The organism is Burkholderia sp. BCC0397, assembly GCF_902832865.1.
GTDB lineage: Bacteria > Pseudomonadota > Gammaproteobacteria > Burkholderiales > Burkholderiaceae > Burkholderia.
In genome coordinates, this window is the sequence record NZ_CADFDL010000003.1 from 355,873 (window position 1) to 381,778 (window position 25,906).

General features: G+C 65.6%; 25 protein-coding genes, 5 tRNA genes and 2 pseudogenes. 21 read left to right on the forward strand and 11 right to left on the reverse strand.

Annotated elements, in window-relative coordinates; translation table 11 throughout:
* From HWX03_RS11740 to HWX03_RS11750, 4 genes and pseudogenes are all read left to right on the forward strand, one after another.
* Positions 1-1,014 carry a class 1 fructose-bisphosphatase gene (locus HWX03_RS11740; RefSeq protein ID WP_175871346.1) on the forward strand — a complete coding sequence of 338 codons (1,014 nt, stop codon included), beginning with the start codon at positions 1-3 and terminating at the stop codon, positions 1,012-1,014.
* Between the two features lie 208 nt (positions 1,015-1,222).
* Positions 1,223-1,298 (forward strand) — tRNA-Thr (locus tag HWX03_RS11745).
* Between the two features lie 448 nt (positions 1,299-1,746).
* Positions 1,747-1,963: pseudogene (locus HWX03_RS36900) on the forward strand (hypothetical protein).
* Positions 1,964-2,225: 262 nt separating this feature from the next.
* Positions 2,226-2,480 (forward strand): GlsB/YeaQ/YmgE family stress response membrane protein, encoded by a 255-nt coding sequence (locus HWX03_RS11750; RefSeq protein WP_027783833.1) that lies wholly within the window; start codon positions 2,226-2,228, stop codon positions 2,478-2,480.
* 79 nt (positions 2,481-2,559) lie between these two features.
* Here the strand turns inward: HWX03_RS11750 and HWX03_RS11755 are convergent.
* The 3 genes and pseudogenes from HWX03_RS11755 to HWX03_RS11765 all read right to left on the reverse strand — a co-directional run.
* Positions 2,560-2,697 (reverse strand): annotated as a pseudogene (locus tag HWX03_RS11755) (TlpA family protein disulfide reductase); the annotation flags it as partial.
* Positions 2,698-2,708: 11 nt separating this feature from the next.
* On the reverse strand, positions 2,709-5,087 hold the full coding sequence (locus HWX03_RS11760) for a TonB-dependent receptor (RefSeq protein WP_175871347.1): 2,379 nt from the start codon (positions 5,085-5,087) through the stop codon (positions 2,709-2,711).
* Positions 5,088-5,215: 128 nt separating this feature from the next.
* Entirely contained in the window at positions 5,216-5,605 is a 390-nt protein-coding gene (locus HWX03_RS11765) for a DUF2946 domain-containing protein (protein WP_175871348.1), read from the reverse strand.
* A gap of 239 nt (positions 5,606-5,844) precedes the next feature.
* Between HWX03_RS11765 and HWX03_RS11770 the strand changes: the two genes are divergently transcribed.
* The gene (locus tag HWX03_RS11770) at positions 5,845-5,949 is read left to right on the forward strand and encodes a chorismate mutase (protein ID WP_162499609.1); all 105 of its coding nucleotides are present in this window, start codon (positions 5,845-5,847) and stop codon (positions 5,947-5,949) included.
* A gap of 223 nt (positions 5,950-6,172) precedes the next feature.
* Positions 6,173-6,766, forward strand: coding sequence for a chorismate mutase (locus HWX03_RS11775; RefSeq protein ID WP_175871349.1), 594 nt, complete (start codon positions 6,173-6,175; stop codon positions 6,764-6,766).
* 45 nt (positions 6,767-6,811) lie between these two features.
* Here HWX03_RS11775 and HWX03_RS11780 read toward each other — a convergent pair whose 3' ends face one another.
* The gene (locus tag HWX03_RS11780; protein WP_175820329.1) at positions 6,812-7,939 is read right to left on the reverse strand and encodes an exonuclease domain-containing protein; all 1,128 of its coding nucleotides are present in this window, start codon (positions 7,937-7,939) and stop codon (positions 6,812-6,814) included.
* 141 nt (positions 7,940-8,080) lie between these two features.
* Positions 8,081-8,284, reverse strand: a complete 204-nt coding sequence (locus tag HWX03_RS11785) for a cold-shock protein (RefSeq protein ID WP_027783827.1) — start codon at positions 8,282-8,284, stop codon at positions 8,081-8,083.
* A gap of 393 nt (positions 8,285-8,677) precedes the next feature.
* On the opposite strand from HWX03_RS11785, the gene HWX03_RS11790 reads away from it, so the two are divergent.
* Both HWX03_RS11790 and HWX03_RS11795 read left to right on the forward strand, forming a co-directional pair.
* Positions 8,678-8,944: a hypothetical protein gene (locus HWX03_RS11790; protein WP_175820330.1), complete on the forward strand. Its 267-nt coding sequence runs from the start codon at positions 8,678-8,680 to the stop codon at positions 8,942-8,944.
* Positions 8,945-9,452: 508 nt separating this feature from the next.
* A complete protein-coding gene (locus tag HWX03_RS11795; protein WP_175820331.1) occupies positions 9,453-10,604 on the forward strand; it encodes a porin in 1,152 nt (383 codons plus the stop codon).
* Positions 10,605-10,702: 98 nt separating this feature from the next.
* Here the strand turns inward: HWX03_RS11795 and greB are convergent, their stop codons facing one another.
* Complete coding sequence (gene greB / locus HWX03_RS11800) at positions 10,703-11,269, reverse strand: transcription elongation factor GreB (protein ID WP_175820332.1); 567 nt, start codon at positions 11,267-11,269, stop codon at positions 10,703-10,705.
* A gap of 129 nt (positions 11,270-11,398) precedes the next feature.
* On the opposite strand from greB, the gene HWX03_RS11805 reads away from it, so the two are divergent.
* The 3 genes from HWX03_RS11805 (at position 11,399) to HWX03_RS11815 (ending at position 11,756) form a co-directional block, all read left to right on the forward strand.
* Positions 11,399-11,475, forward strand: a tRNA-Arg gene (locus HWX03_RS11805).
* A gap of 66 nt (positions 11,476-11,541) precedes the next feature.
* A tRNA-Arg gene (locus HWX03_RS11810) sits at positions 11,542-11,618 on the forward strand.
* Positions 11,619-11,679: 61 nt separating this feature from the next.
* Positions 11,680-11,756 (forward strand) — tRNA-Arg (locus HWX03_RS11815).
* A gap of 194 nt (positions 11,757-11,950) precedes the next feature.
* Here HWX03_RS11815 and HWX03_RS11820 read toward each other — a convergent pair.
* The 4 genes from HWX03_RS11820 to HWX03_RS11835 all read right to left on the reverse strand — a co-directional run bounded on the left by HWX03_RS11820 (position 11,951) and on the right by HWX03_RS11835 (position 16,359).
* Entirely contained in the window at positions 11,951-14,317 is a 2,367-nt protein-coding gene (locus HWX03_RS11820; protein WP_174387680.1) for a bifunctional (p)ppGpp synthetase/guanosine-3',5'-bis(diphosphate) 3'-pyrophosphohydrolase, read from the reverse strand.
* 63 nt (positions 14,318-14,380) lie between these two features.
* Positions 14,381-14,584 (reverse strand): DNA-directed RNA polymerase subunit omega, encoded by a 204-nt coding sequence (gene rpoZ / locus HWX03_RS11825; protein WP_006025620.1) that lies wholly within the window; start codon positions 14,582-14,584, stop codon positions 14,381-14,383.
* Between the two features lie 58 nt (positions 14,585-14,642).
* Positions 14,643-15,326, reverse strand: coding sequence for a guanylate kinase (gene gmk / locus HWX03_RS11830; RefSeq protein WP_174387681.1), 684 nt, complete (start codon positions 15,324-15,326; stop codon positions 14,643-14,645).
* Between the two features lie 109 nt (positions 15,327-15,435).
* Positions 15,436-16,359, reverse strand: coding sequence for a YicC/YloC family endoribonuclease (locus HWX03_RS11835; protein ID WP_027783821.1), 924 nt, complete (start codon positions 16,357-16,359; stop codon positions 15,436-15,438).
* Between the two features lie 174 nt (positions 16,360-16,533).
* Between HWX03_RS11835 and rph the strand changes: the two genes are divergently transcribed.
* The 9 genes from rph to HWX03_RS11880 all read left to right on the forward strand — a co-directional run bounded on the left by rph (position 16,534) and on the right by HWX03_RS11880 (position 23,144).
* A complete protein-coding gene (rph, locus tag HWX03_RS11840) occupies positions 16,534-17,274 on the forward strand; it encodes a ribonuclease PH (protein ID WP_175871350.1) in 741 nt (246 codons plus the stop codon).
* Positions 17,267-17,893 (forward strand): RdgB/HAM1 family non-canonical purine NTP pyrophosphatase, encoded by a 627-nt coding sequence (gene rdgB, locus HWX03_RS11845; RefSeq protein ID WP_175871351.1) that lies wholly within the window; start codon positions 17,267-17,269, stop codon positions 17,891-17,893. The genes rph and rdgB overlap by 8 nt, the downstream gene beginning before the upstream one ends.
* Before the next feature lie 34 nt (positions 17,894-17,927).
* Entirely contained in the window at positions 17,928-19,142 is a 1,215-nt protein-coding gene (gene hemW / locus HWX03_RS11850) for a radical SAM family heme chaperone HemW (protein WP_174387685.1), read from the forward strand.
* A 44-nt stretch (positions 19,143-19,186) separates the two neighbouring features.
* Positions 19,187-19,274 (forward strand) — tRNA-Ser (locus HWX03_RS11855).
* Positions 19,275-19,415: 141 nt separating this feature from the next.
* The gene (locus HWX03_RS11860; protein WP_175871352.1) at positions 19,416-19,808 is read left to right on the forward strand and encodes a hypothetical protein; all 393 of its coding nucleotides are present in this window, start codon (positions 19,416-19,418) and stop codon (positions 19,806-19,808) included.
* Between the two features lie 335 nt (positions 19,809-20,143).
* Positions 20,144-20,437, forward strand: a complete 294-nt coding sequence (locus HWX03_RS11865) for a hypothetical protein (protein ID WP_050011588.1) — start codon at positions 20,144-20,146, stop codon at positions 20,435-20,437.
* A gap of 315 nt (positions 20,438-20,752) precedes the next feature.
* On the forward strand, positions 20,753-21,244 hold the full coding sequence (locus HWX03_RS11870; protein WP_175871353.1) for an energy transducer TonB: 492 nt from the start codon (positions 20,753-20,755) through the stop codon (positions 21,242-21,244).
* 305 nt (positions 21,245-21,549) lie between these two features.
* Positions 21,550-22,860 carry an MFS transporter gene (locus HWX03_RS11875; RefSeq protein ID WP_174387689.1) on the forward strand — a complete coding sequence of 437 codons (1,311 nt, stop codon included), beginning with the start codon at positions 21,550-21,552 and terminating at the stop codon, positions 22,858-22,860.
* 104 nt (positions 22,861-22,964) lie between these two features.
* Entirely contained in the window at positions 22,965-23,144 is a 180-nt protein-coding gene (locus HWX03_RS11880; RefSeq protein ID WP_175820338.1) for a hypothetical protein, read from the forward strand.
* 15 nt (positions 23,145-23,159) lie between these two features.
* On the opposite strand, the gene waaC is transcribed toward HWX03_RS11880, so the two are convergent.
* The gene (gene waaC, locus HWX03_RS11885) at positions 23,160-24,155 is read right to left on the reverse strand and encodes a lipopolysaccharide heptosyltransferase I (protein ID WP_175820339.1); all 996 of its coding nucleotides are present in this window, start codon (positions 24,153-24,155) and stop codon (positions 23,160-23,162) included.
* Positions 24,156-24,347: 192 nt separating this feature from the next.
* Between waaC and HWX03_RS11890 the strand changes: the two genes are divergently transcribed.
* Complete coding sequence (locus tag HWX03_RS11890) at positions 24,348-25,901, forward strand: chloride channel protein (RefSeq protein WP_175871354.1); 1,554 nt, start codon at positions 24,348-24,350, stop codon at positions 25,899-25,901.
* The last annotated feature ends 5 nt before the right edge of the window (positions 25,902-25,906 follow it).

The window sequence follows — 25,906 nt, forward strand, 5'->3', positions numbered from 1 at the left end:
ATGTCCATTGCCCGCCGCACCACGCTGTCGAAGTTCCTGATCGAACAGCAACGTGAGACCAACAACCTCCCCGCCGACCTGCGCCTGCTGATCGAAGTCGTCGCCCGCGCATGCAAGGCGATCAGCTACAACGTGTCGAAGGGCGCGCTCGGCGAGGCGCTCGGCACCGCCGGCAGCGAGAACGTCCAGGGCGAAGTGCAGAAGAAGCTCGACATCCTGTCGAACGAAATCCTGCTCGACGCGAACGAATGGGGCGGCAACCTCGCCGCGATGGCGTCGGAAGAAATGGAAACGTTCTTCCCTATCCCGGCGAACTACCCGCGCGGCGAATACCTGCTCGTGTTCGATCCGCTCGACGGCTCGTCTAATATCGACGTGAACGTGTCGATCGGCACGATCTTCTCGGTGCTGCGCTGCCCGGACGGCAAGCAGGCGACCGAAGAATCGTTCCTGCAGCCCGGCACGGAGCAGGTCGCGGCCGGCTACGCCGTCTACGGCCCGCAGACGGTGTTCGTGCTGACGACCGGCAACGGCGTGAACTGCTTCACGCTCGACCGCGAAGTCGGCTCGTGGGTGCTCACGCAGAGCAACATGCAGATCCCGGCCGACACGCGCGAATACGCGATCAACGCATCGAACGCCCGCCACTGGTACGACCCGGTCAAGCGCTACGTCGACGAGCTGAACGCCGGCAAGGACGGCCCGCGCGGCGACAACTTCAACATGCGCTGGATCGCGTCGATGGTGGCCGACGTGCACCGGATCCTGAATCGCGGCGGCATCTTCATGTACCCGGCCGACAAGCGCACGCCCGATCGTCCGGGCAAGTTGCGCCTGATGTACGAAGCGAACCCGATGTCGTTCATCGTCGAACAGGCCGGCGGCGCCGCGACGACCGGCACGCAGCGCATCATGGAAGTGCAGCCGACCGGCCTGCACCAGCGCGTGCCCGTGTTCCTCGGTTCGAAGAACGAAGTCGAGCGCGTGACCGGCTATCACGACGCAGCAAAATAATTGCACCGCAGCACTGGACGGAGGGGCGAGACGCAAGTAAAATCGCGCCTCGCGATGTGGCCCTGACCGGCTGCATCGCAGTGAAGTGAAAGCGGGAAGTCCGCCGGATCGATGGTTTCGCGAAGCAGCAACGGTAGCAAGCTGAAAAAATTTCGCAAAACCTATTGCCAAGATCGCGGATTTCACCATATAATTTCATTTCTCTGCTGCCGGTGTAGCTCAGTTGGTAGAGCAGCGCATTCGTAATGCGAAGGTCGTAGGTTCGACTCCTATCTCCGGCACCAAGACATAAAGGTCTGACAAGCATCGCTTGTCAGACCTTTTCTCTTTTCCAGCGCCGAAATCCTGAAGTCGTTCGACGACGCACTGCCCGATCACGCCATGCACGATCTTCGCGTACGCGTTCGGCAACCGCACGTTGTCCGTTGCCGATCATCGCGGCCGCCGTTATCTGCGCAACCTCGCCGCCCCATCCGCTCGACATTTCCACGCACTCGACGGCCACCTGTCGATCGTATCGACCGCGCATCGCGGTGCGCGGCGGCCATGACGATGATGGTCGGCTGCTCGACCTAGAGACCTAGATGGCGCACGCAACGCCGCCGTCTGTCTCGTGCGTCCCGACCCCGACAGGCACGTGTTCGGCGCTGGCACGCCGACGACATGGCCGCCACGCTCAATCCCCTGCTCCATCCACACACGTCGACCGAATCCAATCCGTCAGGATACCGAATGATGACGGACATCGGATGCGACACGCTCTACCTCGGTCTGCGCCACACGATGGATGCCCCGGATCGGCGAGGCGATGCATCGCGCTTCCTCACCCGTTTCGCACTGCTTGACAATCGAAGCAATCGGCGACGCCACGACCGTCGCGCGACTGATCGCCGACGCAGCCGACGGATTGCCCGGGGCCACCCTGCCCGCAACGACGCACGAGCGATGACGTGCCGACCGACGAACTACAGCGGCAGCCAATTCTTACAGATTCATTTCGCCATGCGTCGGGCGCGCATGCATCATGCCGTACGCAGACAAATTCCCTGGAAAATCTGCTTAAGGGTGCATAACATTACTTAACGATTCTGACCCGTCTATCGCGTTACATTGCGTGGGCGGCGCGGTGGCCGCATGCCGCTTTCAACCCGATTGCGGCGTGCGGCCGCCGACGTCCGGTCATTTCGACTCAACCCAAGGAGAGGACCACCATGACTCATGGCTTGATTATGTGGCTCATCATCGGCGCGATCGCCGGCTGGCTTGCCGGCTTGCTCGTGAAGGGCGGCGGCTTCGGGCTGATCGTCGACATCATCGTCGGGATCGTCGGCGCGGTGATCGGCGGCTGGCTTGCCGGGGTACTCGGCATCAGCATCGGCAGCGGCTTCATCGGCTCGGTGATCGTCGCGGTCATCGGCGCGGTGATCCTGCTGTTCGTGATCCGGCTATTCAGGCGAGCGGCCTGACGTTTCTCTCCACGCGCCTTCGGGCGCGTTTTCGCATCGGGCCGGCGCGCGGCCGGTTCGCCGCGCGCCGCCGGCTCCGTCAGCGCTTCGCGTGCCGCAACCAGCCGTCGAGTACGTCGGCCGTCAGCAATCCGCTGCGCGCTTCATGCACACCATCGCGCCCGATCCACGCGGTGCGCGACATCTCCCCTCGCCATCCCGCATCGAGCGCCGCCCGCGGCCACGATTTCACAGCGCCCATTTCAGTTCTCCATAGAAAGTGCGGCCCGGATACGGGTGGAACACGTAGTAGCGGCGGTCCGTCAGGTTGTCGATGCCGGCCGACGCGGTCCAGTGACGGTCGAAGCGGTAGCGCGCCTTCAGATCGACGACCGTGAACGAACTCGTGCCGCCGTAGACGTCCGGATTCACGTCGCTGTTGTCGAGCGTGTTGAACTGGCGCCCCGAGTAGCGCACGCCGACGCTCGCGAGCCAGTGCTCGTCGAAACGATATGACGCGAGCAGGTTCGCGCGCATGCGCGGAATGCGCGGGAAACGCGAACCGACGTAGGCCGGGTTCGCGGCATCGGCGAGGATCTGCGCGTTGCTCGCCGATACGTTCGCATCGACGTCGAGCCCGCGCAGCCCGACGTTCTCGCCGCTGAACGCGAGCTCGACGCCGCGTACGCGTACTCGGTCGACGTTCGAGATATTCGTGACGGTGGTCGCGCCCGACACCGTCGTCTGGCTGTAGATCGAATCGCGCAGGTCGCTCTGGAACACGCTGGCGCGCACGACGCCGACGTCCACGTCGCGCTCGGCCGTGAAATCCCAGTCGATCGCCTTCTCAGGTCGCAGGTTCGGGTTGTTGTTGACGATCGCGTTGTTCGAGATCGTGCCCTGGAACAGCTCGCCGACCGTCGGAAAGCGCGTGCCGGTCGCGAACGACAGCCGGAAACGCCAGACCTCCGTCGCGTCCCACTGCAGCGCGACTTTCGGCGACAGCGCATTCGCGCCGCGGTCCGCATAGCCGAGCGTGCCGTTCGCATTGCCGAGCGCGCCGCCGTACGCATCCCAGCGCTCGTAGCGCAGCCCGAGCGTCGCGAGCCAGCCCGGCGCGAAGCGCCACGCGTCCTGCCCGAACAGCGCCTGCGTGCGCGTGTCGCCGCGATAGACGCTCGCGAGCGACGTGGTCGGCCCGGCCAGCCAGTCGGCCGTGTTGTACGTGACGTTGCGCAGGAAGTAATTGTCGTAGTGATAGCCGAACGTGAACGTATGGCCTTTCGCTTCCGGCGCCTCGGCCTTCAGGTCGAGCGTGCGCCAGCCGGTGCCGTCGCCCTGGAACAGCGTGCCCGCCCCGCCCTGCACGGTCGAGGCCGCGCGCAGCACGTCGCGCGACACGTCGTACGCGGACACGACGCCCGACAGCCGCCAGCCGGAATCGAGCCGGCCGTTCAGCCCGAGCGCATACAGCCAGTTCTCCTGGTCGCCGCGCTGCGGCGCGAACGCGTTCGGCGCGACCGTCATGTTCCGACCGCCGATCGACACGTTGCCGCCGTAGACAGGATTGCCGGCCGCCGGATTGCCCGTCGCATCGCGCAGGAAGGTCTCGCCGTGCTGCCGGTAATGGTTCTCCCAATGCCCGAGCGTCAGCGTCGCATCGACATGATCGGTGAACGCATAGCCCATCCGGACCGTCTCGTTGAGCTGCTCGGTCCGCTCGATCGTCTGCGCGCCGACGATCGTCCGCGGCTTGCCGTTGGGTCCGATGTCGGTCGCGGCGCCTGTCACGGGCACGGCCGCGCCCAGTTTCGGGTTGTAGGCCGAATTGGGGCTCGCGTACTGCATTGGCTGGCCGTTGTTCTCCAGCCGGTCGAGCGACAGCGCGAACCAGAACCGGCCGACGCGATTCGCGATCCGCGCGGTCTGGTGATTGCCGCCGAAGCTGTCCGCGAACCCGTAGCCGTCGTGGTAGCGCTGCGTAAAGAACTGCGTCGACAACGACGCCTCGAGTTGTTCCGGGCGGCGCGTGGTGAGCAGCACGGTCGAGCCGATCGCGTTGCCCGGATACAGCGCGGAAAAGGGGCCATAGAGCACGTCGACGCGCGCGATGTCGTCGGGCGGAATCAGCGACCAGCGCGGCGGGTACGCATAGCTCGACCCGAGCAGGTTCGACAGCAGCACGCCATCCGCATAGACGAGCCCGCGCGCGCTCTGCAGTTCGTTGAAGTCGCGGCCCGCGAATACGCTGTTGCGGTCGCCGATGTAGCGCTTGCGGACCATCAGGTTCGGCGCGTACTTCAGCGCGTCCTCGGTGGTGACGTTGGTGTGTGCATCGATCTGCTCGCGCGTGATCGACGTGACGACGGCCGGCGTATCCGGGTCGACCGGTTGCCGCTGCGCGGTCACGCTGACGGCGGTCAGCGTATCGCCGGCCGGTGCGGCCGATGCATCGACACCAGCGGCAGTCGGCGCGGCGGTGACGGGACGATCGCCGCCGCTGCTGCGGGTGGCCTCGGCGTGTACATCGTCCGTCGAAGCCGCGTGAGCGGCCGGCCATGCGAAAGCGGCCGCGCAGGCGAGCGCGAGCCGGCCGCGCGACGGCCGCGCGGCAAAGGTAGACGACATGAGTGAGTTCCTGAAAACGTGATCGGACGCCGCCGGCCACGGGTGCGCGAGCCGCGCACGAACGGCGCGACGCACGGACCGGGGCCGCGGGCGGCTCGCGCGCCACCGGGGCGCGCGGACGACATCAATCAGACCGGAACGTTTTCAGGCGGGGCGCGCGGCTGCGCGAGACGGATGCCCTTGCGGGGCACATCGGGAACGATCGGCGCGGCCACCCGATACGCGAACGTGCGCACGAAGCCCGGCATCGCGGGCAGGCTCGTGCCCAGCGCGACGTTCGCCGCGAAGCCGGGGCAGTACACGCAATGCGGAACGCCGGCATGGTCGAACGACGACGTGTCGTGGTCGTCGCCTGCTTGCGCAAGCACGATCTGACGGGCGCCCGCTGCACTGCACAACTCGAGCGTGAGCGTGCCGGAGCTGCTCGACGCGAGACGCGCGTAGCCGACGACGGGCGACAGTACGTTCAGTACCAGCGCCAGCCATACGAGGCCGATCCATCGCGTCGTTCGTCTCATCGCGGTCCAGGAAAAAGTGCGCGCAAGTATAACAAGCGGCCGATTGTTGCCGATTGCGCAGCGCGCAATACCGGGCATCGCACCGCGCGTCGGAGCGCATGTGCCGTTAATACAACAGAGACAAAATCTAACGATTCGCCGCTGGCATAAATCCGAGCGCGAGGTTGATAATCATTGAACCTGCTGGAGAAACGATCATGGACGAAAGACCAACTCGCATGCCACCGCCGGAGCAAGTAATGAGCCCGGATCCGGAACCCGTCGGCGTGGAATTCCTCGCCGAATTGCCCGAGCACGTTCGGGCATTCTTCGACGAGCAGCACAAGCTGTACGCGCCGAAGTGAACGTCAGTTCGGTTCTGTAACCGCCACGTGTCGATCATCGCTATCGTGCGGTTCATTCGTGCGCTTCGCGCGCAATTCGCCTCGCACCCGGGCCGCAACAGCCTGACGGTGCCGGATCAGCTCGCCTGCTGATTCTCCTGTCGCGACGCTACGCCGCGCGACTGTCTTCGTCTATCCTTCTGGTTTTCCACGTCCGGCCCGCCCGGCTCTCCCGATCGTTCCGATGAAGCAAGCCATTCGTGCCAGCCTCGCTGTCGCCGCGCTCGGCGTCGCCCTCCTTTCGTCTCCGCATACCGCCCGTGCAGACGGCGACGACACCGCCCTCACCACCGTCGTCGCACTCGCGTCGCAGCGCCTCGCGCTCGCCGAACCGGTCGCGCGCTGGAAATGGGCGAACCACAAAGCCATCGAGGACCGGCCGCGCGAAGCGGCCCTGCTCACCGCAGTCGAAAAACGCGCGGTCCAGGCCGGCGTCGATCCTGCATTCGCCCGAACGTTCTTCGAGGACCAGATCACGGCAAGCAAGGACGTGCAGAACGCACTGTTCAAGACCTGGCGCACGACGCGGCCACCGGAAGGCTCGCCGCCCGATCTCGCGACCAGCACGCGCCCGGCACTCGATCGGCTGACGCAGAAAATGCTCGCCGGTCTCGCGCAGGTCGCCCCGCTTCGCGATGCGCCCGATTGCCAGGCGCGGCTCGCGCGTAGCATCGCGAACTGGAAGGCGCTCACGCGCTACGATTCCACGCAGACGCAGGCACTCGATACCGCGCTGTCGCACGTCTGCGCCGCCGGCGGGGCCAGCGCGATCGGCTAACGCGGCTGACGCCTGACGCGACGGGCGCGGATCGCGCCGTGGCGCTCAGTCCGCCGGTGTCAGCGCCATCAGCGGAATCACTTGCAGGCCGCGCGCGAGATGCGTCTGCAGCAGGCGATGGGTGAAGGGTTCGAACGCGCCGCCCGCTGCGTCGGCCACGAGCCGCGCGGCCGCATCGAGCGATTCCGCCGAACCGAGATAGCACCAGCCGTCGACCACATGAAACAGGCGGCGCTCGCCGCTCGCCTCGAACGCGACAGCGCCTTCGAACGGCCAGGGCGCACCGCCCGCGCGAGCGGCGTCGGCCGTGGGGCGCCGGTTGTACGACGGGCGCAACCGGGCGATCCATTGCGCTTCGGCGAGCATCGCCCCCAGCTCGTTGCCGGTTTCGCGCCATTCGACGCGGCGCACCTGCTGCGCCAGCCGCATTTCCTTCGACGAACGGCGCTCGCCGGTCAACAACGCGCGCAGCCGCTGCCGCACGCGCACGCTGCGGCCGACATACAGCGCTTCGTCACGCTCCCCGAAGAGCGCATACGCGCCGCACCCTGCCGGCGCGGTATCCAGCCAGGCCTCGGTCAGATCGCCGCCCAGACGGAAGTGGCGTGTCGTCCGCGCGATCTGGTCGCGCAGCCGCTCGAGCGGCACGATGTCGTGCAGCTGGCGCCAGAACTGCCAGAGCAGGTCGGCATCGGCCAGCGCCCGGTGGCGCGCGGCCGGAACGAGCCCATGCCGTTCGATCAACGCATCGAGCCCGTGCCGCGATTCGCGCGGAAACAGCGCGCGCGACAGCCGCACCGTACAGAGCACATCGGGATTGAACGCCAGGCCGGCGCGCTCGAATTCGGCGCGCAGGAAGCCGCGGTCGAAGCTCGCGTTGTGCGCGACGAACAGCTTGCCGTCGAGCCGCTCGAACAGCGCCGGCGCGAGCGACGCGAACGTCGGCGCATCGCGCACCATCGCGTCCGAGATGCCCGTCAGTTGCTGGATGAACGGCGGAATCGCCTGCCCCGGATTGACGAGGCTCGTCCACGTCGACACGCCGAGCGGTCCGATTTCGACCACGCCGATTTCGGTGATCCGGTGGTCGGCGGACGAGCCGCCGGTGGTTTCAAGGTCGACGAAGACGAGCGGTTGCTCGCTGGCGGAATCGGACGGACGGAAATCGGACATGAAAAGACAAGGAAACGATGCTTCCGTGAGTATGCACCGGCATGCGTACTCGCGGCCAGCCCGGACCGGCTTGTTCCGTCCCCGGAAAACAAAAAGCCCCCGCGATGCGGGGGCCGGACGTGATCGGCAATGCGTGGGGCGTCAGACCGCCTGGATATTCGCTGCCTGCTTGCCTTTCGGCCCGACTTTGACCTCGAACGAAACACGCTGGTTTTCTTTCAACGTCTTGAAGCCGTCCATCCGGATTTCGGAAAAGTGCGCAAACAAATCTTCACCGCCATTGTCCGACGTAATAAAGCCAAAACCTTTAGCATCGTTAAACCATTTCACGATACCGGTATCCATGTCTTCGTTCCCCACTCGATAAGATCAAAAAAGCTATTTTTATAGCCGTTTCCCGAAATCCCGAAACATTGCGCTAGCACCCGCACCAGCACGCCGCCCGAGGACGGAGTGCTGACTTTATAAATTGGACAATCCGGGTGCGTCAAGGAAATTTTTAGCGACTGCTTTCTCGAAAAGACGCTAATACCACTGGAATCGGTACACCATCGCCTTTTATTAATTGATTCGCATCAAAAACCTGTCAATATTACCGGGACCGGATCACCAATAATCCGAGGCGTGAAATTCCTACCGGGGACAAATCGACTCGGTAAAATCCTCGGGTTTTTTCCGGGTTGCGGAAATACCGGGACATTGCGATCCTGAATCAACGCCGAAAGGAAGGAGAGGGTCATGTGGTTGGACGAAATCAAGCGCTTCGCGAGCCGGCTCGGCCGCGTACGCCGCAAGTCCCGCGCCCTGGCCGAGTCCGCGCGCGAAGCGCCGTGCGATACCCAATTCGATATGACGTGGCACGGCGATCACTGGCAGAACCTGCTCGCATCGCCGCTGGATGCCCGTCACTACGTGATGGAAGACTGGACCTACACGCCGCCGCCGACCGAAACGGAAGATGTCGTGCCTGCGGGCAAGCGCAAGCGCCGCTCGTACACGCCGTAGCGCAGCGGGCAGCGGGCAGCGGGCAAAAAAAAAGCGCGACTGGGAAGTCGCGCCGACAAAGGTTTGGAGATCTTTTCCGTCAACGAAAAAGTCTGCTTCGGAAAGCAGAGATCGCAGTATAGCGAGAGAACCACCTTTCATTATCCATGCTCCACACAAACCTCTATTGCCGATGTGTCAATAATCGCGCTATAGCCGCCCTCGCCCGCCGCTGACCGTCTGTCGCAATCACGCAACTCCCGCTCCGTAGTCCTGATCGTTATTTCCATTCGCTGCACCGCCGCAAATCCTTACGGGGCAACCGTTTACACGTCTCTTCCAATTTTTGCGGATTCCAAAATACACTATTTCTTAAAGTGTGGGACACCTCCGCTCCGCCCGCTCCGTACACTTAAGATGGCTTTCTGATAAGCGCACCGCCGTTCTGCCGGACCGGCTACAGCGTCAAGCAAAACACGGCCAGTCCGCCGCAGGTTCGATCGACATCATCGTGTTTGGAGACAGATCCATGAAAAAAACCCTGGTCGTCACCGCGTTGTCGGGTGTATTCGTTACCGCAGCCCACGCTCAAAGCAGCGTTACGCTGTACGGCCTGATCGACGCAGGCATCACCTATACGAACAATCAGGGTGGCCACAGCTCATGGTCGGAACGCAGCGGCCAGATCAACGGCAGCCGCTGGGGCCTGCGCGGCACGGAAGATCTCGGCGGCGGCCTGAAAGCGATCTTCGTGTTGGAAAACGGCTTCAACATCGCCAACGGCACGCTCGGCCAGAATGGCCGCGAATTCGGCCGCCAGGCGTTCGTCGGTCTGTCGCAAGACCAGTTCGGCGCCGTCACCCTCGGTCGCCAATACGATAGCGTCGTCGACTACATCGGGCCGCTGTCGCTGACCGGGACGCAATTCGGCGGCACCCAGTTCGCCCACCCGTTCGATAACGACAACCTGAACAATTCGTTCCGGATCAATAACTCAGTGAAGTATACGAGCGTCAATTTCGGCGGCCTGAAGTTCGGCGCGTTGTACGGCTTCTCGAACAGCACCCAGTTCTCGAACAATCGCGCCTACAGCGCGGGCGTGTCCTACACCTACGCCGGCTTCAATATCGGCGCCGGCTACCTGCAGTTGAACAATGACATCACGGGGCTCACGTCAGCTTCGGTCACCAACAGCGGCGGCGCGGTGGCAGGCGACAACACGTTCGTCGGCAAGCGTCAGCGCGTGTTCGGCGGCGGCCTGAACTACACATTCGGCCCGGCAACGGCCGGCTTCGTATTCACGCAGTCGCGCGTGGACCGGGCACTCGGCATCTCTGCGGGTGCGTCGGGCGTGTCGAACGGCCTGGGTCTCGACGGCACGTTTGCCCGCTTCAACAACTACGAAGTAAATGCGCGCTACGCGCTCACGCCGGCCTTGTCGCTGGCCGGGTCGTACACGTACACCGCCGGCTTCCTGGACGGCCGTCATCCGGGCTGGAATCAGTTCAACCTGCAGACCGACTATGCGCTGTCCAAGCGGACCGACGTGTATGTGCAAGGCGTGTATCAGCGAGTCAGCACGGACGGCCTGGGCCTCGGCGCCTATGTCAATGGCCTCGGCGGCGCTTCGTCGACCAACAAGCAGATCGCGGTGACCGCCGGCCTGCGTCACCGTTTCTGAGCGGCGTTGCTTCGGCGCAAAAAAGCGCCTCGCGAGGCGCTTTTTTCGGGAAGCAGGTCTCGCGGACGGCCGGCCCGGCGGAGGGCCAACCATGCGGTTCACATCCGGCTGTCCGAGGCCGGATAACGAACATCGAGGACATCGATCGGCTGCGGGCCGGCCGGCGTCATCAGCGTGACGGTATCGCCGATCTTCGCCTTGATCAGCGCGCGCGCGACCGGCGAAATCCAGCTGACGCAGCCGCGGTCGAGATCGACCTCGTCGATGCCGACGATCGTCACCGTGTGATCCTCGCCGTCCGGCGTCTCGTAATCGACCGTCGCGCCGAAGAACACCTGGTCGACATTCTCCTGCCGGCTCGCATCGACGACTTCGGCAAGGTCGAGCCGCTTCGTCAGGAAGCGGATGCGGCGATCGATCTCACGAAGCCGCCGCTTGCCGTAGATGTAGTCGCCGTTTTCCGACCGGTCGCCGTTCGACGCAGCCCACGATACGAGCCGCACGACCTCGGGACGCTCGACGTCGATCAGGTTCAGCAGCTCGTCCCTCAGCCGCTTGTGGCCGGCCGGCGTGATGTAGTTCTTCGCGCCCGCCGGAATCGCGGGTTGAGCCTGGTCGAGATCGTCGTCGTCACCGTCCGACTCTTTGACAAACGCCTTGTTCATGATACAGATTCAACGTGGATGACTGATCCTCCAAGGGTACACGAAGGGCGGCCGGCCCAGGCCATGGCACCAAATTCGCGAATAAGGCTTCCCTTTTTATACGACTCTGCTATACTTCCGCTTCTGCGTGCGGCTGTAGCTCAGTTGGATAGAGTACTTGGCTACGAACCAAGGGGTCGTGGGTTCGAATCCTGCCAGCCGCGCCACTTTTTCGAGGGCCTTCCGAACCGAAGGCCCTTTCAGTTCGAAGCAGTAGAAGTTTGTTTTTGCGTGCGGCTGTAGCTCAGTTGGATAGAGTACTTGGCTACGAACCAAGGGGTCGTGGGTTCGAATCCTGCCAGCCGCGCCACTTTTTTGGGGGCCTTCCCATCGCAGAAGGTTCCGACAGTTGAAGCAGTACCGTTTTGCGTGCGGCTGTAGCTCAGTTGGATAGAGTACTTGGCTACGAACCAAGGGGTCGTGGGTTCGAATCCTGCCAGCCGCGCCACCTTAAAAGGGCTTTCCTCCGGGAAAGCCCTTTTTCTTTTTGCGCCCCTCTCCCCCTCGCTCGCACCATCGCCCGGACGCCCTCGGCAAAGCGCGGGCAACATCGGGCGCACCTTCGGCAGCCCCAATGAAAACGGCGGCCATTGGCCGCCGTCCGTCGATCACCGAATTCGCCCGCCACGGCGCGCGTCAGCGTCAGTAATCCTGCCGCTCGCGCTCGATACGCATGCCGCCGTCATGGCGCGCGTGCGCACCGTCGTCGGTCGAGCGCTCGCGCATGATCCGCATCACGTCCGGATTGGTTCTCACGCGCCGCATCACGTTCGCGAGATGCACGCGGTCGCTGACCTGGATCACGAAGCGCAGCACCGTCGACTCGTGCGTCAGATCCTCATCCATCGCGATATGGACGATGTTCGCGTCGGCCGACGTGATGTCCGCCGCGACGCGCGCGAAGATGCCCTTCGTGTTCTTCACGAGCGCCTTCACCGCGACATCGAACAGGCGGCCCGGCTGCGGCGCCCATTCGACGTCGATCCAGCGGCCCGGATCGCGGCGATGGATGCGCTGCGCGACACGGCAATCCGTCGTATGAATCGCCATGCCCAGACCGATGCCGATGTAACCCATGATCGCGTCGCCCGGGATCGGCCGGCAGCATGCGGACAACTGCACGGACATCCCTTCGGTGCCGGTGATCACGACCGGCGGCGCGTGATGCGCGGGATGCCGCTCGGACTTCGGCAGATCGTCGTCCGCGTCGCGGCCGCTCATCAGCACCTCGATGCGCTTGGCCATCACCGCGGCGACGCGACGGCCGAGGCCGATGTCCGCGAAGATTTCCTGGCGACTCTTGTTGCCCGTCCACTGCACGAGCTTCTCCCACACTTCCGGCTCGACATCGGCCAGCGCGAGACCATAGCCCTTCAGGCTCTGGTCGACGAGCCGCTCGCCCAGCTGCACGGACTCGTTCAGGCGCATCGTCTTCAGGTAGTGGCGAATCGCCGAGCGCGCCTTGCCGGTACGCACGAAGCCGAGCCATGCGGGGTTCGGCTTCGAATACGGCGCGGTGATCACCTCGACGATGTCGCCGCTCTTCAGCTCGGTGCGCAGCGGCAGCAGCTCGTTGTTGATCTTCACGGCCACGCACTGGTTGCCGAGATCGCTGTGGATCGAATACGCGAAATCGAGCGCCGTCGCGCCGCGCGGCAGCGCCATGATCTTCGACTTCGGCGTGAACACGTAGACCGCGTCGGGGAACAGGTCGATCTTCACGTGCTCGAGAAATTCGCTCGAATCGCCGGCTTCGCTCTGGATGTCGAGCAGCGACTTCAGCCACTGGTGCGCGCGCTTCTGCACGTCGCTGAGATCCGCGCTGCCGTTCTTGTACAGCCAGTGCGCGGCGACGCCCGCCTCGGCGATCTCGTGCATCTTGCGCGTGCGCACCTGGAACTCGATCGGCGCGCCGAACGGGCCGACGAGCGTCGTGTGCAGCGACTGATAGCCGTTGATCTTCGGGATCGCGATGTAATCCTTGAACTTGCCGGGCACGGGTTTGTACAGCGCGTGCAGCGCACCGATGCACGTGTAGCAGTCGAGCGCGCTGTCGACGACGACCCGGAAGCCGTACACGTCGAGCACCTGCGAGAACGACAACTGCTTGTCGCGCATCTTGCGGTAGACGCTGTAGATGGTCTTCTCGCGGCCGGTGATCTCGGCGTCGATCTTCGCGTCGGCCATCGCGCGCTGCGCGGCCTCGAGGATCTTGCTGATCACTTCGCGGCGGTTGCCGCGCGCGGCCTTCACGGCCTTCTCGAGCGTCGCGTAGCGATGCGGGTTGAAGTTCGCGAAGCTCATGTCCTGCAGCTCGCGATACGTGTTGTTCAACCCGAGCCGGTGCGCGATCGGCGCGTAGATGTCGAGCGTTTCGCGCGCGACGCGACGGCGCTTTTCCATCGGCACCGCGCCGAGCGTGCGCATGTTGTGCAGGCGATCGGCGAGCTTGACGAGAATGACGCGCACGTCGCGCGCCATCGCGAGCAGCATCTTGCGGAAGTTTTCCGCCTGCGCTTCCTCGCGGCTGCGGAATTCCATCTTGTCGAGCTTCGACAGGCCGTCGACCAGTTCGGCGACCTTCGGGCCGAACCGCTCGGCCAGCTCGTTCTTGGTCACGCCCTGGTCTTCCATCACGTCGTGCAGCAACGCGGCCATCACGGCCTGCGCGTCGAGCTTCCAGCCGGCGCAGATTTCCGCGACGGCGACGGGATGGGTGATGTAGGGTTCGCCGCTCTGGCGATATTGACCGAGGTGGGCTTCGTCGCTGAAGTGGAACGCCGCCTTGACCTCTTTGATTTCGTCCGGCGGGAGATACTCGGCAAGCACGGCCGTCAGTTTCGCGATCGAAACGACGCCGTGCTTGCGCGGCTGCTCCGGCGTGGCGGTCGGCCCGAACAGATGCCGGAAGGACTGTTCGAGGACCGCGTCGATGTACTGGCGCGCAGGCGACTGGGCCGTGGCTTCGGTGGTCGGATCCGCGGAGGCGGACGATGGGGTGGTGCTCATATTCGCCTCCAGGTCGAGTCGTTGCGCGCGTGGACTACATGGCTGGAACGGGCCGGATGCGCGTTACACCGGCACCTTCTTCAGCATCTCGACGCCGACCTGGCCGGCGGCGATTTCGCGCAGCGCGACGACGGTCGGCTTGTCGCGGCTTTCGATTTTCGGCGTATGGCCTTGCGCGAGCTGCCGCGCGCGATAGGTGGCGGCGAGCGCCAGTTCGAAGCGATTCGGGATTTGCTTCAGGCAGTCTTCGACGGTAATGCGAGCCATGTTGGTAATTCCTTCTGAATATAGTCCTTATTCTACCTTATGTCCCTCGTGCCCCGCGTCATTCCGCGTGGGGCAGATGGATGCCGAGCTCGATGAACAGCTCCGTGTGTCGCGCGTACTGCGAAGCAAAACGCAGGCGCGTCGCCGCGACGATGCATTCGAGTTCCGCGAGCGCACGCTCGAAATTCTCGTTGATCACCACGTATTCCGCTTCCGACGCGTGCGCGATCTCGCTGCCGGCGGCCAGCAGGCGTCGCGTGATCACGTTCGGTTCGTCCTGGCCGCGCTTCTTCAGGCGCTCCTCGAGGGCATCGAGCGACGGCGGCAGGATGAAGATGCCGACCGCGTTGCGGAACTGCTTCTTCACCTGCAACGCGCCCTGCCAGTCGATTTCGAGCAGCACGTCGTGGCCGTTCTTCATCTGCTCTTCGATCCACACGCGCGACGTGCCGTAGTAGTTGCCGTGCACTTCCGCGCTCTCGAGGAATTCGTGCGCCGCGTGACGCGCGCGGAAATCCTCGACGGTCGTGAAGTGGTAGTGCTGGCCGTCCTGCTCGCCCGGGCGCGGCTTGCGCGTCGTGTACGAGATCGACAGGCAGATGTCGCTGTCCTTCGACAGCAACGCATTCACGAGCGTCGACTTGCCGGCGCCCGACGGCGCGACGACCATGAACAGGTTACCGGGATAGACGCCGCCGTGCAGCGAATGCGACGCGTGGCCGTCGCGATGGGAATCGGTCATGACAGCCTCCGCCGGGCCTGGCCACATCCGCATGAATCACCTTTCGAAGGATGGGGGGGCTGCGCCCCCCCAAGCGAACGTAGTGAGCGTGGGGGTCGTTTCATCTCTTTTACTCCAGGTTTTGCACTTGCTCGCGCATCTGCTCGATCAGCAGCTTCAGCGCCATCGACGCGTCGGCGAGTTCCTTCGCCGCCGCCTTCGAGCCGAGCGTGTTCGCTTCGCGATTCAGTTCCTGCATCATGAAGTCGAGACGCTTGCCGACGCGGCCGCCCTTCTCGATCACGTGACGCGTTTCGTTCAGGTGCGCGGTGAGCCGCGACAGCTCTTCCGCGATGTCGATCCGGATCCCGTACATCGTCACTTCCTGACGGATGCGCTCCGCGGCTTCCTCGCGCGTGACGACCGTCGAGCCGCCTTCGGGCGCCGCGAGGCCGAGCGCTTCCTGCAGCCGCTCGACGATCTTCTGCTGGTGCTTCGCGATCAGCTCCGGCACGAGCGGCGTGATGCGCGCGACGATCGCCTCCATCTCGGTGACGTTCGACAGCAGCATCGTCGCCAGTTGCGCGCCTTCGCGCGAACGCACGACGACAAGCTCGCCGATCGCTTCCTTGCCGCACGCGAGCACCGCGTCGCGGATCGCTTCGGCCGACACGCCGCTCTCGGCGAGCACGCCGGGCCAGCGCAGGATTTCACCCGCGCGCAGGCGGCCGACGCCCGGGAACGAATCGAGCACCGCGCGTTCGAGATCGGCAAGCTGGCCGAGCGCCGACTGGTTCAGCGCGCCCGCGCCGATGCTCTGCTCGCCGCGCTGCAGATTGATGCGCACGTCGACCTTGCCGCGCGACAGCTTGTTCATCAGCATTTCGCGCAGCGCGGGTTCGCACGCGCGCACGTCGTCCGGCATCCGGAAATTGAGATCGAGGAAGCGCGAGTTCACGGTGCGCAGTTCGACCGACACGCTGGTGCCGCCGTTGCCGGTGGCCGTCGCGAGTTCGCGCGTCGCGCTCGCGTAGCCCGTCATGCTGTAGATCATGGTTCGTCTCGCCGTCTGGTGCCCTCGCGGGCGGGGGGATACATCGAGGCGCCCGGCGCATCGGAAGGCGCGGGGCGGGAAGCGCGCATTATCCCATTTTTGCGGACCATTCCGCCGGGCACGCCCGCCGTTCGGCGCTAAAATCGGGGTTTCCTCTCCTTCCGCGATTTCCCCATGACGTCTTCCGTTTCCCGCCCGAGCGGCCGCCGCGCCGACGCACTGCGCAAGGTCGCCCTCACGCGCCACTACACGAAACACGCCGAAGGCTCCGTGCTGGTCGAATTCGGCGACACCAAGGTGCTCTGCACCGCAAGCGTCGCCGAGCGCGTGCCCGAGTTCCTGCGCGAGCGCGGGCAAGGCTGGCTGACCGCTGAATACGGGATGCTGCCGCGCGCGACCCACACGCGCAGCGACCGTGAAGCCGCGCGCGGCAAGCAGACGGGCCGCACGCAGGAAATTCAGCGCCTGATCGGCCGCGCGCTGCGCGCGGTGTTCGATCTCGAGGCGCTCGGCCCGCGCACGATCCATATCGACTGCGACGTGATCCAGGCCGACGGCGGCACGCGCACGGCCAGCATCACCGGCGCGTTCGTCGCCGCGCACGACGCCGTGTCGACGCTGATCGCGGCCGGCAAGCTCGCGCGCTCGCCGATCACCGACCATGTCGCCGCGATCTCGGTCGGCGTGTACGAAGGCGCGCCCGTGCTCGACCTCGACTACGCGGAAGATTCGCGCTGCGACACCGACATGAACGTCGTGATGACGGGCGCGGGCGGCTTCGTCGAAGTGCAGGGCACGGCCGAAGGCGTGCCGTTCTCGCGCGCCGAGATGAACGCGCTGCTCGACCTCGCGCAGGGCGGGATCGCCGAGCTGGTGCAGTTGCAGAAAGATGTCCTGGGCGCGGGCCATGCCTGACGACCTCACCCTCGCGCCGCTGTCGCGCATCGTTCTCGCGTCGAACAACCCGGGCAAGCTGCGCGAATTCACCGCGCTGTTCTCGACGGTCGGCATCGAGATCGTCCCGCAGGGCGACCTCGCGGTGCCGGAGGCGGAAGAGCCGTTCGGCACGTTCATCGAGAACGCGCTGACCAAGGCGCGCCACGCGTCGCGGCTCACCGGGCTGCCGGCGATCGCCGACGATTCGGGCCTGTGCGTGCGCGTGCTGCGCGGCGCGCCGGGCGTCTACTCGGCGCGCTACGCGCAGCGCGCGGGCCGCGACCAGGGCGACGCGGCGAACAACGCGTATCTCGTCGAGCAGCTGCGCGGCGTCGACGACCGGCGCGCCTATTACTGCTGCGTGCTCGCGCTCGTCCGCCATGCGGACGATCCGGAACCGCTGTTCGCCGAAGGGCGCTGGGCCGGCGAGATCGTCGATACGCCGCGCGGTGAACACGGATTCGGCTACGACCCGTATTTCTACCTGCCGTCGCTCGGCGCGACGGCCGCCGAACTCGAGCCAGCCGTGAAGAACACGCACAGCCATCGCGCGCTGGCGCTGAAGGCGTTGCTCGCGCGGCTCGCGGAGGAAGCATGACCGTACCCGATACCCCTTCACTGCGGGAGGTGCCATGAGCCAGGCCGCGGAAACCGGCGCGCGCGTCGTCGCGACCTTCACGTCGCCCGGCCAGGTGCGCCTCACGTCGCTGCCGCCGCTCGCGCTGTACGTGCATTTCCCGTGGTGCGTGCGCAAGTGCCCGTACTGCGATTTCAACTCGCACGAATGGAAAGGCGAACGGTTTCCGGAAGCCGACTATCTCGACGCGTTGCGTGCCGATCTCGAGCAGGCGCTGCCGCTCGTGTGGGGTCGCCAGGTGCATACCGTGTTCATCGGCGGCGGCACGCCGAGCCTGCTGTCGGCGGCCGGCCTCGATCGGATGCTGTCCGACGTGCGCGCGCTGCTGCCGCTCGACGCCGATGCCGAGATCACGCTCGAGGCGAATCCGGGCACGTTCGAAGCCGCGAAGTTCGCGCAGTTCCGCGCAAGCGGCGTGAACCGCCTGTCGGTCGGCATCCAGAGCTTCAACGAAGCGCACCTGAAGGCGCTCGGCCGGATTCACGACACCGCGCAGGCCCGTGCGGCCGTCGAGATCGCCGCGAAGAACTTCGACAACTTCAACCTCGACCTGATGTTCGCGCTGCCGAACCAGACGCTCGACGAATGCCGCACCGACATCGAGACCGCGCTGTCGTTCGCGCCGCCGCACCTGTCGCTGTATCACCTGACGCTCGAGCCGAATACGCTGTTCGCGAAGTTCCCGCCCGTCGTCCCCGACGACGACGCGTCGGCCGACATGCAGGAATGGATCCATGCGCGCACGGCCGAAGCCGGTTACGGGCGCTACGAAGTATCCGCGTACGCGAAGCCGAATCATCAGTGCAAGCACAACCTGAACTACTGGCGCTTCGGCGACTATCTCGGGATCGGGGCGGGTGCCCATACGAAGCTGTCGTTCCCGAACCGGATCCTGCGGCAGGCACGCTACAAGCATCCGGCGACCTTCATCGAACAGGCGAAGGCCGGCACGGCCGTGCAGGAAGAGCGTGAAGTCGGCGCGCGCGACCTGCCGTTCGAATTCATGCTGAACACGCTGCGGCTCGTCGAGGGCTTCCCCGTGCACAGCTTCGCCGAACGCACGGGCCTGCCGATGAGCACGATCGAGCCGGCGCTGAAGGAAGCCGAACGGCGCGGGCTGATCACGCGCGATTTCACGCAAATCGCGCCGACGCCGCTCGGCCAGCGTTTCCTCAACGACCTGCAGGAATTGTTCCTGCGCGACGACTGAACGAATGAACGGGGCGGCATTTCGGTTACAATGCCGCCTCGTGTGGAAGCGTGGCCGAGCGGTTTAAGGCACTGGTCTTGAAAACCAGCGACGGGAAACTGTCCGTGAGTTCGAATCTCACCGCTTCCGCCAGGAAGTTCGCCGAACCCCGTCCATTCGCAGAATGACGGGGTTTTTGTTTGTCCGCACGCGTGCGCCCCGCACGTTCCGACGCATCGCGCCGGATGCCGTTACAATCCCGCGCTCCGATTCGCGAAACGGGAAATCCACGTCATGAAGCCCTTCCTCGTCTCGTCGCTCGTCGCCGTGCTGGCCGCCGTCAGCACGCATGCAGCGGCCGACACCGCCTCCGGCAGCGACGCGCAGGCGTCGTGCGCGATCGCGTACGTGACCGGCGTCGGCGGTTCGCCGCGCGGCCTGAGCGAATATCTCGCGAGCCCGTCGCCGTACAACTACCTGAAGGACAACGAGCTGCAGTGCAAGGTGGCCGACGACGGACGCACGTCGAACTGCACCGGCGTGACCTACCTGCGCAACGAACAGGTCAGCGTGTACGACGATTCCGATCCGGCGACGCTGACCGTCGTCGCGCGCGTGGAACTCGACCATGGCCAGAAGTATCCGGTAATCGTCGTCGTGCAACGCAAGGACGCGCGCTGCAAGTAACGAAGTCGCGGTGCGACACGCCCGTCAGTCGAGACGGAACGTGCGTTCACGCCGCGCCTTGCGCGGCACCTGACCGGCAGGCACGGGCGGTGGCGGCGTACACGGACGCGCCGGACGCGAAAAATACGATGATCCTCATTTCCGTCGCTCGCCAACGGAATCGGCGCCCGATCGTCGGCGCGCCCGGACGCATGTCACCGCACACCGCCGGACGCCTCCCGGCCCGCCCCGCCATCGCCTAGAATTCGTTCAACACGGCGACACGAAAGCCGCCGCGTGTTCGATGTATTCGATGCCGCACGCGCCACCCCTGCGTGCGGCACACGGAGATCGCCATGACCGACCTGTCGACCGCGACGGACCACGTCGATTACGAAGGCTTCGAGATCCATGTCGTGCCGGCCGCGATGCCCGGCAGCGACACGCGCTATACCTACACCGGCTACGTGTGCCATCCGGGCGTGAATCCCGCGCTGCCCGGCCATGCGGTGCCGTTCCACGCGGACGGCGAGGAAAGCTTCGCGAGCGTCGACGAGGCGACCCACGAAGCCGTGCACATCGGCAAGAGCATCATCGACGGCACGCACCCCGACCTGTCGGTACTGTCGCTCGTGACGCACGGCTTCTGACGCGGCCGGCCCGCATCGCTTGGGATCGCGCGGACGGCTAGCCGAAGTGCCGCATCGGCTGACCGCGCCGCCCCGCCGGACGATCGCCGAGTGTCGTGGCGTTCAACCTTTGCAACACGCGCGTGCCCCGCGGGCGCTGTCACATGTCGCGTCACATCGCGACGCACCACGCACGACGCACGTTGCTCGACGCGGCGCCCGGCCGTCATCATCAGCGATCGCTGCGACCGATCCGGCGCGCTATGCGTTTCCCCCCATATCGTCTCGTGTCGGTGCGCCTATCATTTTTTTATCGTCCCTCCTGACCATCACCTCATGCGCCCCCTTCTCCGTCCGCGCGTCGCCCGGCTGCGTGTTGCTGCGCTGGCCGCCGTCGCCCTGCTTGCCGCGTGCACGATCACGCCGCCTTCGTCGCTACGCTCCGTCCTGACGATTCCGTCGGTCATACGCAGCGGGAATCTCGACCAGTATCGCGTCGAGGTCGCGCATCGTGTCGCCGAGCGCAATCCGTCCGGCATGCTGCACGGCAAACCGCAGGCCATGCTGCGTTCGCTCGTCGTCGTCGCCTTCACCGTCGATGGCAGCGGCCGCGTGATCAACGCATCCGTCTATCGCAGCAACGGCGACAGCGAAGCGGAAGCGCTCGCGCTCGCGTCGCTGCGCCGCTCGGCTCCGCTGCCGGCGCCGCCGTCGCGGCTGCTCGACGGCAACGGCCGGCTCGAACTGATGGAAGGCTGGCTCTTCAACGACGACGGCCACTTCCAGCTGCAAAGCACCGCCTCCGCGCAGGCGCAGTCGATCGACTGACGCGCCGCCGCAGTCCGATTGCCGGTGGGCGGCGGCGCTGGCTATAATTTTCCGCACTCGCGCGGCCATCACGCCGCGCGTGCGTTCGCGCGCCCCACCCGGCAAGCGAGCCGACCACGCCGGCACCGGGCGGCGGCGACGTACCCGTCTCCATCGTCGACCGGCGGGTGACGTCCGCGCCACGGCGCGCGTCCACGCCGCCACCGCGTCATCCGCATCAATCATTTGCCCGGCTGCTCCCGGCAGGCAGACGCCTGCCCGAGCGCACGCCCAGCCGCTGCCCCAACGACAAAACGGAGACATCCATGTCCGCATCCCCCCCGACCGTTGCACACGCAACCGGTTCGGCCGGCGCCGTCAGCCACCGGCGCATCGTGTTCGCGAGCTTCATCGGCACCGCGATCGAGTTCTACGATTTCTACGTGTACGCGACGGCCGCCGCGCTCGTCATCGGCCCCGTGTTCTTCCCGCACGGCTCCGCGACGGCACAGGCGCTGTCCGCGTTCGTCACGTTCGGCATCGCGTTCATCGCGCGCCCGATCGGCTCGTTCCTGTTCGGGCACTTCGGCGACCGTATCGGCCGCAAGTCGACGCTCGTCGCATCGCTGCTCGTGATGGGCGTGTCCACCACCGCGATCGGCTTCGTGCCCGGCTATGACACGATCGGCGCGCTCGCGCCGGTGCTGCTGTGCGTGCTGCGCTTCGGCCAGGGGATCGGCCTCGGCGGCGAATGGGGCGGCGCGGCGCTGCTCGCGACCGAGCACGCGCCGCAGGGCAAGCGCGGCTGGTTCGGGATGTTCCCGCAACTGGGGCCTTCGGTCGGCTTCCTGATGTCGAACGGCCTGTTCTTCGCGCTCGCGCTGTCGTTGTCCGACGAGCAGTTCCGCAGTTGGGGCTGGCGCATTCCGTTCCTCGTCAGCGCGGTGCTCGTCGCGCTCGGCCTGTACGTGCGGCTCAAGATCACCGAAACGCCCGCGTTCCAGGCCGCACTCGACCGCAACGAGCGCGTGCGCGTGCCGGTCGCGACGCTCGTCACGCAACACTGGCAGCCGACGCTGCTCGGCGCGCTCGCGATGGTCGTCTGCTACACGCTGTTCTACATCTCGACGGTGTTCTCGCTGTCGTACGGCGTGTCGGCATTGCATATTCCGCGCCAGAGCTTCCTCGGCCTGCTGTGTTTCGCGGTCGTCTTCATGGGCCTCGCGACGCCGCTGTCCGCATGGGCGTCGGACCGCTTCGGGCGCAGGCCGGTGCTGATCGTCGGCGCGATCGCGGCGCTGCTGTCGGGATTCGCGATGGAGCCGCTGCTCGGCAGCGGCTCGATGCCTCTCGTCGCGCTGTTCCTGACGATCGAGCTGTTCCTGATGGGCGTGACGTTCGCCCCGATGGGCGCGCTGCTGCCGGAGTTGTTCCCGACCAACGTCCGCTATACGGGCGCGGGCGTCGCGTACAACCTCGGCGGGATTCTCGGCGCGTCGATCGCACCGTATATCGCGCAACTGCTGGCTGCGCGCGGCGGGCTGTCGTGGGTCGGCGGCTATGTGTCGGTGGCGGCGGCGATCAGCCTGATCGGCGTCCTGCTGATGCGCGAAACGCGCGACGCGTCGCTCGTCTGACCCTCCGGGGCGACCCGGGTTGTACGGCGGCGAGCGCTCTCTATACTCGATCCTGGGCGCGTCGTTGCGCGCCCGGGGATCCCGCCCCGACAGGAGCCGCCGCCATGAATATCCGCCTCGCCAATGCCGATCTCGTCATGATCCTTGCGCTCGCGCTGGGTGGCGCGCTGCTGCTCGCGCTGCGGTTCCGGCCGAAGACCTGGCGCGGCCTCGTGTTCGAGGCGCTGCTGGCGAATCTGGCGGCCATCGCCGCCGTCGTCACGGTCGAGGTGTTGCTGGCGTAAGTCCACCCCTAACCGTCAGGCTACTGCCTGCACCGGCAACACGTCGTAGAGCGGTCCCACGGTATCGATTGCTTCCATCGCGTCGTCAACGCTCGGCGCAGCGCCGGCCTCACCGATCGACAGTGCGTGCGGTGCGCCGCCAATGCCGAAGTGGGCACGCGACGTGGCCACGAAAATCATCACGGTCGGGCGCCGCAACGCGTGCGCCAGATGCACCAAGCCCGTATCAACACCGACGACCAGCGCAGCCCGGCCGATCGTAGCGGCGAGTTCGCCCAACGACATGGCCGGCAGTACAACCGCTCCGGGCGCCCGCATCGCAATATCCTGCGCATCGCCATGCTCGGACGACGAGCCCCATGGCAGCAGCACGCGCAAGCCGCGCGCCATCATCCGGGTGGCCAGTTCAGCCCAATGATCGGCCGGCCATTTCTTGTCGGAATTCGACGTTGCGTGGAACAGCAGCATGAACGGCGCACCCTCGATAACGACAGGCGGCAACGTTGCATCAGGCGGTTCGATCCCGTACGAGGCGATACCCTCGGGCGCATAGCCGAGCGCCTCGCCCGCGCTAATGCGCATGCCGTGCCATGCATCGCATTCAGGCTTCGGGCCAAAGCGATGCGAATACGCAAAACGCGCCCCTGCCTCGCCGAGATCCTGCGTCTGGTAACCGACGCGGCGCCCGGCGCGCGCCAGCGCCGCAATGATGGCGCTCTTGTAAACACCGTGCAGATCGATGACCGCGTCGTATCGGTGCGCACGCAACGCACCGATCGATGACGAGATCGCCTTCAGGTCGCCGGCATTGCGCAATTTCTTGAAGCGGCGCAGCGGCGCGCACAGGACAGCGCTCACGCCCGGATGCCAGCGCACGATCTCCGCGCACGATTCGTCCACGGCCCAGTCGACCGACACGCCGGGGAAGGCGCGATGCAGGTCTGCGACGACGGGCAGTGTTTCGACGACGTCGCCGAGCGACGTCACTTTCACGATAAGGATGCGTTTCACGATTTGCGGGAATTCTCGACTGGCCATCCTGGCATGCTAACGACGGTTGCTATGTACAGACATTACGCGAATATTACATTTGCAACAAATTGCATCCTTTTGTGGATTTTTGTCATTCTCCGCGGGCTTTTGTCGTCCCCGCTGGCATCCGGTTCTTTTTATAATCCATTCTTTGCCCTCCGGCCCGCCCCAATGCCGCGCCCCGCCCTTCCGTCGCTGTTTCCCGCCCTCACCCGCCGTTCGCTGCGAATCTGGCGCCAATATGGTGTTTTCTGGCTCGGCGCGATCGTCGTCGGCCTCGCCGCCGTACTGTACGCCCGGTTGATCGACTGGGGTTACGAGACCTTCCGCGCGATGCGCGATCACGCCGTCTGGCTGCCGCTGCTGCTGACGCCGGCGATTGCAGCCATGTCCGTCTGGATCACGCGCCGGTTCTTTCGCGGCGCCGAGGGCAGCGGCATCCCGCAGGTGATCGCGACGCTGCATGCGCGCCCGAGCGCATTCGGCTCCCGGCTGCTGACGCTGCGCATCCTGTTCGGCAAGGTGCTGATCTCGTTCCTCGGCATCCTGGGCGGCTTCACGATCGGCCGCGAGGGGCCGACCGTGCAGGTCGGCGCGGCGCTGATGTTCAACCTGCGGCGCTTCTACCCGCGCTCGAACGCGCAGATCGAACGCCAGCTGGTGCTGGCCGGCGCGGCGGCCGGGCTGTCGGCCGCGTTCAATACGCCGCTCGCCGGCATCGTATTCGCAATCGAGGAACTGACCCGCAGCTTCTCCGCGCGCGCCAGCGGCGTATTGATCACCGCGATCATCCTTGCCGGCGTGGTCGCGCTCGGTCTGAACGGCAACTACACGTATTTCGGTACGATCAATGCCGGCCTCCATTTCCCGAAACTGCTGGCGGTCGCGGTGCTGGTCACCGCGATCGTGACGGGCATCGCGGGCGGCCTGTTCTGCTGGCTGCTGCTCAACACGGGGCGCTGGCTGCCCGCGCAACTGCTGGGCCTGTACCGCGAGCGGCCGGTCGCGTTCGCCGCGCTGTGCGGCTTCACGATCGCCGTCGTCGGGCTCGTGTCCGGCGGCACGACGTTCGGCAGCGGCTATGCCGAGGCGCGCGGCCTGCTCGACGGCAGCCAGCAGTTGTCGGTGTTCTACCCGTTCCTGAAGATGATCTCGATGGTCGCATCGTACCTGCCGGGCATCCCGGGCGGGATCTTCGCGCCGTCGCTGTCGATCGGCGCCGGCTTCGGCAACCTGCTGCATACCGTGTTCAGCAACATGAGCCTGCCGATGCTGATCGCGCTCGCGATGGTCGGCTATCTTGCCGCCGTCACGCAGTCGCCGATCACGTCGTTCGTGATCGTGATGGAAATGATCAACGGTCATGCGCTGGTGATTTCGCTGATGGCGACCGCACTGGTATCGAGCCGGGTATCGCGGTTTTTCGCGCCGCCGCTCTACGAAACGCTCGCGCAGCGCTATCTCGCGCCGCCCGTCGCGGCCGCCGCGCCGGCCGCGGCCACCGCAACGGCCGCTGCGGGCAACGTGACCGACGTGACCGAACCCCAGGATGCAAACGCGGCCCCCGCCGATCCGCTCGACACGCTGCGCGATGAAGGCGACGACGAGCCGGCCGCCGCGGCGGCCGACAGCGCCGCGCATGCGTCGGCGCCGCGCGACGCCGGGCCGGCTGCGACCGACGCAAATGGTCCGACGCAACCGCACGGCCCGCGCGACGCTCAGTAGATCAC

Coding starts and splice junctions, on each gene's coding strand:
- HWX03_RS11860 (WP_175871352.1), top strand. CDS start 19,416: ATGAAGCCCTTCCTCGTCTCGTCGCTCGTCGCCGTGCTGGCCGCCGTC.
- gmk (WP_174387681.1), bottom strand. CDS start 15,326: ATGACCGATTCCCATCGCGACGGCCACGCGTCGCATTCGCTGCACGGC.
- HWX03_RS11765 (WP_175871348.1), bottom strand. CDS start 5,605: ATGAGACGAACGACGCGATGGATCGGCCTCGTATGGCTGGCGCTGGTA.
- greB (WP_175820332.1), bottom strand. CDS start 11,269: ATGAACAAGGCGTTTGTCAAAGAGTCGGACGGTGACGACGACGATCTC.
- HWX03_RS11740 (WP_175871346.1), top strand. CDS start 1: ATGTCCATTGCCCGCCGCACCACGCTGTCGAAGTTCCTGATCGAACAG.
- HWX03_RS11760 (WP_175871347.1), bottom strand. CDS start 5,087: ATGTCGTCTACCTTTGCCGCGCGGCCGTCGCGCGGCCGGCTCGCGCTC.
- rdgB (WP_175871351.1), top strand. CDS start 17,267: ATGCCTGACGACCTCACCCTCGCGCCGCTGTCGCGCATCGTTCTCGCG.
- HWX03_RS11820 (WP_174387680.1), bottom strand. CDS start 14,317: ATGAGCACCACCCCATCGTCCGCCTCCGCGGATCCGACCACCGAAGCC.
- rph (WP_175871350.1), top strand. CDS start 16,534: ATGACGTCTTCCGTTTCCCGCCCGAGCGGCCGCCGCGCCGACGCACTG.
- HWX03_RS11770 (WP_162499609.1), top strand. CDS start 5,845: ATGAGCCCGGATCCGGAACCCGTCGGCGTGGAATTCCTCGCCGAATTG.
- rpoZ (WP_006025620.1), bottom strand. CDS start 14,584: ATGGCTCGCATTACCGTCGAAGACTGCCTGAAGCAAATCCCGAATCGC.
- HWX03_RS11865 (WP_050011588.1), top strand. CDS start 20,144: ATGACCGACCTGTCGACCGCGACGGACCACGTCGATTACGAAGGCTTC.
- HWX03_RS11775 (WP_175871349.1), top strand. CDS start 6,173: ATGAAGCAAGCCATTCGTGCCAGCCTCGCTGTCGCCGCGCTCGGCGTC.
- HWX03_RS11790 (WP_175820330.1), top strand. CDS start 8,678: ATGTGGTTGGACGAAATCAAGCGCTTCGCGAGCCGGCTCGGCCGCGTA.
- HWX03_RS11870 (WP_175871353.1), top strand. CDS start 20,753: ATGCGCCCCCTTCTCCGTCCGCGCGTCGCCCGGCTGCGTGTTGCTGCG.
- HWX03_RS11750 (WP_027783833.1), top strand. CDS start 2,226: ATGACTCATGGCTTGATTATGTGGCTCATCATCGGCGCGATCGCCGGC.
- hemW (WP_174387685.1), top strand. CDS start 17,928: ATGAGCCAGGCCGCGGAAACCGGCGCGCGCGTCGTCGCGACCTTCACG.
- HWX03_RS11780 (WP_175820329.1), bottom strand. CDS start 7,939: ATGTCCGATTTCCGTCCGTCCGATTCCGCCAGCGAGCAACCGCTCGTC.
- HWX03_RS11880 (WP_175820338.1), top strand. CDS start 22,965: ATGAATATCCGCCTCGCCAATGCCGATCTCGTCATGATCCTTGCGCTC.
- HWX03_RS11875 (WP_174387689.1), top strand. CDS start 21,550: ATGTCCGCATCCCCCCCGACCGTTGCACACGCAACCGGTTCGGCCGGC.
- HWX03_RS11795 (WP_175820331.1), top strand. CDS start 9,453: ATGAAAAAAACCCTGGTCGTCACCGCGTTGTCGGGTGTATTCGTTACC.
- HWX03_RS11890 (WP_175871354.1), top strand. CDS start 24,348: ATGCCGCGCCCCGCCCTTCCGTCGCTGTTTCCCGCCCTCACCCGCCGT.
- HWX03_RS11835 (WP_027783821.1), bottom strand. CDS start 16,359: ATGATCTACAGCATGACGGGCTACGCGAGCGCGACGCGCGAACTCGCG.
- HWX03_RS11785 (WP_027783827.1), bottom strand. CDS start 8,284: ATGGATACCGGTATCGTGAAATGGTTTAACGATGCTAAAGGTTTTGGC.